The organism is Aerococcus sp. L_32, from assembly GCF_050689315.1.
The window spans coordinates 1-5,104 of the sequence record NZ_JBOEQF010000149.1 but is presented as its reverse complement, the minus strand read 5'-3'; the positions used below and the strand labels follow the sequence as shown (position 1 = coordinate 5,104).

General features: G+C 37.0%; 3 protein-coding genes, 1 tRNA gene and 1 pseudogene. 3 read left to right on the top strand and 2 right to left on the bottom strand.

Going from position 1 to position 5,104, the window contains the following annotated elements; all coding sequences use genetic code 11:
- Positions 1-80: 80 nt before the first annotated feature.
- The 3 genes from ACRCJ0_RS09185 to ACRCJ0_RS09175 all read left to right on the top strand — a co-directional run bounded on the left by ACRCJ0_RS09185 (position 81) and on the right by ACRCJ0_RS09175 (position 4,525).
- Positions 81-2,228, top strand: a complete 2,148-nt coding sequence (locus ACRCJ0_RS09185) for a Tex family protein (protein WP_271735214.1) — start codon at positions 81-83, stop codon at positions 2,226-2,228.
- A gap of 363 nt (positions 2,229-2,591) precedes the next feature.
- On the top strand, positions 2,592-3,803 hold the full coding sequence (locus ACRCJ0_RS09180; RefSeq protein WP_431390256.1) for an ABC transporter substrate-binding protein: 1,212 nt from the start codon (positions 2,592-2,594) through the stop codon (positions 3,801-3,803).
- An 86-nt stretch (positions 3,804-3,889) separates the two neighbouring features.
- A complete protein-coding gene (locus ACRCJ0_RS09175) occupies positions 3,890-4,525 on the top strand; it encodes a CBS domain-containing protein (protein ID WP_069285944.1) in 636 nt (211 codons plus the stop codon).
- Positions 4,526-4,703: 178 nt separating this feature from the next.
- On the opposite strand, the gene ACRCJ0_RS09170 is transcribed toward ACRCJ0_RS09175, so the two are convergent.
- Both ACRCJ0_RS09170 and ACRCJ0_RS09165 read right to left on the bottom strand, forming a co-directional pair.
- Positions 4,704-4,786: transfer RNA gene (locus tag ACRCJ0_RS09170), tRNA-Leu, on the bottom strand.
- A gap of 32 nt (positions 4,787-4,818) precedes the next feature.
- A pseudogene (locus ACRCJ0_RS09165) lies at positions 4,819-5,104 on the bottom strand (hypothetical protein); the annotation flags it as partial.

Below are 5,104 nucleotides of genomic sequence, written 5' to 3'. Positions count from 1 at the left end.
GACTGTCTAAATTTGTTGAATGGCAAAAGCACCATTTTTGGGGTATAATGATTGTTCGTGAAAAAAGAAAGGTGTTGAATATGGAGTCATCTTACATTCAAATTATTAATCAAAGCTTACCATTTAATAAAAAGCAAATTGAAAATGTATTGGAATTGCTAGAAGAGGGCAATACAGTACCTTTTATCGCTCGCTATCGTAAGGAAGTAACGCAGTCATTGGACGAGGTTCAAATCAGAGAAATTGAACATGCTTACCAATATACGAAACAATTAGAGGAAAGAAAGGCATCAGTTCTTGCAAATATTGAAGAACAAGGAAAATTAACAGATGACCTAGCTAAAAAAATTAAACAAGCGACAGTTTTACAAACGGTTGAAGACCTTTATGCGCCGTACAAACAAAAACGTCGTACAAAGGCAACTATTGCCAAAGAGAATGGTTTAGAAGATCTTGCCAAATGGTTATTTTCATCACCAGCTACAGGTAATGTTCAAGCGGAAGCTGAAAAATTCTTAAATGACGAAATTCAAGACACTAAAATGGCCTTGGATGGGGCACACGAAATTATGGCTGAATGGATTGCAGAAGATGCAGATATTCGTCTATGGTTACGTAAATATACATTAAAAGAAGGTAAATTAACCAGTCAAAAACGTAAAAATGCGGAAGATGAAAAAGCTATCTTCGAAATATATTACGATTTTAGCCAAAATATCCAAAATCTGAAACCTTATCAGGTATTAGCGATTAATCGGGCTGAAAAGTTGAAGATTTTAAATGTTTCTATTGAAGCTGATGAGTTTCCAATCATTGAACACTTGGTACACCGTTTTATCAAAGGCCATCCAGTGTCAACGCGCGAAATCCAAGCGGCTATTCAAGATTCATTAGATCGTTTCTTAAAACCTTCTATTGAAAGAGAATTGCGTTCTAAATTAACTGAGACAGCTGAAACACATGCAATTGCCACTTTTTCAACGAACTTAGGTAACTTATTAATGCAACCGCCATTGAAAGGCCGTGTGGTTCTAGGATTAGACCCAGCATTTAGAACAGGTTGTAAGTTAGCTATTGTTGATGCAACTGGGAAAGTGTTAGCTAAAACCGTAATTTATCCGCATGCACCGGTCAACAAAAAAGAAGAAGCCAGCAAAAAATTTATCAAATTAATCAAGACTTACCAAGTAGAAATGGTTGCGATTGGTAACGGCACAGCAAGTCGTGAGTCTGAACAGTTTGTTGCTGAACAAATCCAAGACAATGACTTAGACTTGGTTTATAGCATTGTCAATGAAGCTGGCGCTTCAGTTTATTCCGCTAGTGAAATTGCCCGCGAAGAATTTCCTGAGTATAACGTTGAAGAACGTTCAGCCGTGTCTATCGCGCGTCGCTTGCAAGACCCATTAGCTGAATTGGTAAAAATAGAACCTAAAGCAATTGGTGTAGGGCAATACCAACATGATGTTTCTCAAAAAGAACTTGCTGAAAGTTTAGATTTCACTGTTGAAACTGTGGTTAACCGGGTTGGAGTCAACTTAAATACAGCTTCTGCTTCATTATTGAGCCATGTTGCCGGCTTATCGATGACAGTTGCTAAAAATATCGTTGAGTACCGAAACGAAAATGGTGTGTTTACTGACCGCAAGCAATTAGGTAAGGTAAAGCGTTTAGGACCTAAAACTTATGAACAAGCAGTTGGTTTCATTCGTATTACAGGTGGCGACAACATTTTAGATAATACAGGTATACACCCTGAAAATTATAAGGAAGTTAAGGCAATTCTGAAAGACTTAGGTATTTCTTTAGAAGAACTACAAAGTGAAGAAGCTAGAAAAACAATTGCCAATTTCGATCTAGATGCCTTATCTGAAACATATGGTATTGGTAAAGCGACCTTAGTAGATATTCAAAAATCACTAATGACACCAGGACGTGACCCACGTGAAGACGTCGCTGCGCCAATTTTAAGATCTGATGTTCTTTCATTGAAAGATTTAAAAGTAGGGATGAAATTACAAGGTACAGTGCGTAATGTTGTGGATTTTGGTGCCTTTGTCGATGTTGGTGTCAAACAAGATGGTTTAGTCCATATTTCGAGAATGTCTACAAAATTCGTAAGTAATCCAAGTGATATCGTTTCTGTAGGTGATATTGTTGAAGTTTGGGTATCAGAAGTAGACGAGAAAAAAGGTCGAATTGGCTTAAGCATGCTTGAAATTAAATAAACTTTCTTAAAATTAGAAAATAATTAAAATTAAATTAAAAAACACTTGAATATTCTGTTTTATTTGTTATATTTAAATTAACTTAAAGAGAGGAAGGTAGAAACAATGATGACTGTACATTCAAATATGCAAGCAGAATTTGTTTCTGCTTTCCCACATCAAAATTTATTATTATTATTAGCTAACTGAGGATTCTACCATATATTGTAGAGTCCTATTTCTCGTGAGATACGGGCTCTTAGCTAAGACGCCGGCCCGTTTGAATGGGTCGGCGTTTTTTATTTGGCTAAGTTGTTAGATGTAGCTCTTTGGTTGATGTTTGGGTTGGAGAAAATATTTACAAATAGATGGGAGAAATATTTTATGAAAAACATGAAATTTACTAAAATGCTAACGACGATCTTTGCGGCTTCTATTATAGTAGCTGGTTGCTCACAAGCAACTACTGCTACTTCTAATAATTCAAATTTATCATCCTCTTCAGAGTTGTCAACCAGCAATTCAGATACGGTAAATATTGGCGGACTTTGGGAACTAACCGGTGCTACTGCGGCATATGGTGTGGTCCAAGATAATGCTGTCCAATTGGCCGTTGAACAAAGGAATGAAGAGGGCGGGATCGACGGTAAAGATGTGAGCTATCAGTCATACGACAATCAAGGTGCACCAGAAGAAGCAGCTACAGGTATGACTTATTTAATTGAGCAAGGCAATTCAGTCGTCCTTGGACCGGCTACAGCGGCCTTAACTTTTGCTACCCAACCAGTGGCTGAAAATGCGCAAGTGCCATTTGTATCCGCAACGACAACAGTAGATAATGCAACCATTAACTCAGAAACGGGTAAGGTCTGGGAATACTTCTACCGGACAAGTTTTGAAATTTCTTTCCAAGGTGCTGCTATCGCTGAGTTTGCCAACCAAAATGACTATGAAACTGCCGCTGTATTGAAAGATAACTCGACTGATTATGGTCAAAACCTAACAGATATTTTCGTTGAAAACTTTGACGGTGACGTGATTATTGACGAGTCATATATTTCTGGTGATACAGACTTCAGCTCAGTCCTAACAAATGTTAAATCTCAAAACCCTGATGTAATCTTTATTGCAGGTTACTACCAAGAAGCTGGTCCAATTATTAAACAAGCCAGAGAAATGGGTATCGATATTGCGATTGTTGGTCCTAATGGTTTGGGTAACCAAAATATTGTCGAACTAGCAGGTGCTGAAAATATGACCAATGTCTATTACGTAGCCCATTTCGTATATACAGAAGATGCTGACCAAGATGTTCAAGACTTCTATAATGCTTATGTTGAAAAATTCGGTACTCAACCAGATATGTTCTCTGCAGTAGCATATGACGCTGCAAATATGGTGATGGACGCGATTGATGAAGCCGATTCTACAGACCCAACTGCCATCAAAGATGCTATTGGCGCAACGGAAGGATTTGAAGGTATCGCTTATGATATTACCTTCGATGAAGAACATAACGTATCTGCACCGGCTTATATTCAAGAAGTAGTTAACGGCGAACCAACAGAAAATGTTACAGTAATTGAACCAGAATAAGGTGAAAAATCTGTACTTTACTCAAGTAAATGATAAAATATATGTAAGCACTTAAAAAAAATATTGATAAATAGGGAGGGTTCTTCATGAAAATTAAACAATATATGAGTAAAGATGTGATCACTGTTTCACCGGAGACTTCTGTAACAGAAGCTGTGGCCAAAATGGAAAGTCACCAGATTCATAATCTGCCAGTTACAAAGAATGATCAATTTGTTGGGTTAATTACACAAGACATTATTGATGCAAAATCTGCTTCAGATGCGACAAGTCTAAGTGTATACGAATTAAACTATATTCTTTCTCAAGCGGATGTTGAAAAATTCATGGACAAGAAAGCAGCAACTGCCACTACTGAGTGGATGGTAGAAGAGGCAGCGGAATATATGCGTACGAATAACCTTCGCGTGTTACCAATTGTTGATGAAAATAAAAAAGTTCAAGGGATTGTAACTTATAAAGATATATTCAAAGCCTTAATTGACTTATCTGGTTATACACCAGGTGATGAAGGTAGCCGTATCGTCGTAAAAGTTGTCGAAGATAGAGTAGGAGTCCTTTCAGATATTACGAAAGTCCTTGCTGACGCGAGTGTAAGTGTATCGCATATCTTTGTGAATGATGAAGATGGTATTGAAATTACAATTCAAGTTCATGCTGGCCAAGGTGATAATGCTAAAGCAGCTATTGAAACAGCTGGTTATGAAGTTGTCACATTATAATGTTATATAGAAGAAAAGTGGTTCAACTATAACATCTGGACCACTTTTTGTATAAATTAAGTCGACATTTTTCGACGATATTTATCTTATTCAGTAGAGTTTTTTCATCCAAAAAAAAACAGCCAAAGTCCTTTTAAATTAGGGTTTCTGGCTGTTTTTTATTCATAAAAAGTACATATGCGGCTAACAAGATTTGATCTTGCACGAGAATACTCTCACTGCCCCCTCAAGGCAGCGCGTCTGCCGTTCCGCCATAGCCGCGAACCTAGACTTCTAATGAAGTCTAGTGAAAATTAATAGATTAAACCAACTAAGAAAATGATTGCTAAGAAGAATAGTAGTAAAACACCCAAAATAGTATAGAAGGCTTTTGATTTGCTAACATTACCTGATTGCAAGAAATGTATCGTCATGGTAATGATCAATAAGGCAATTTGCATTAAAGTCAATAATAGCACAATAATCATGAAAATCAATGGCGCTAGTAATGAGCTTAAGAAACAAATGATAGCGACAACTACTGAGATACTATTCATACCGAAGAAATGGGTCAGCCATACATTATTACTCATTTTTTCT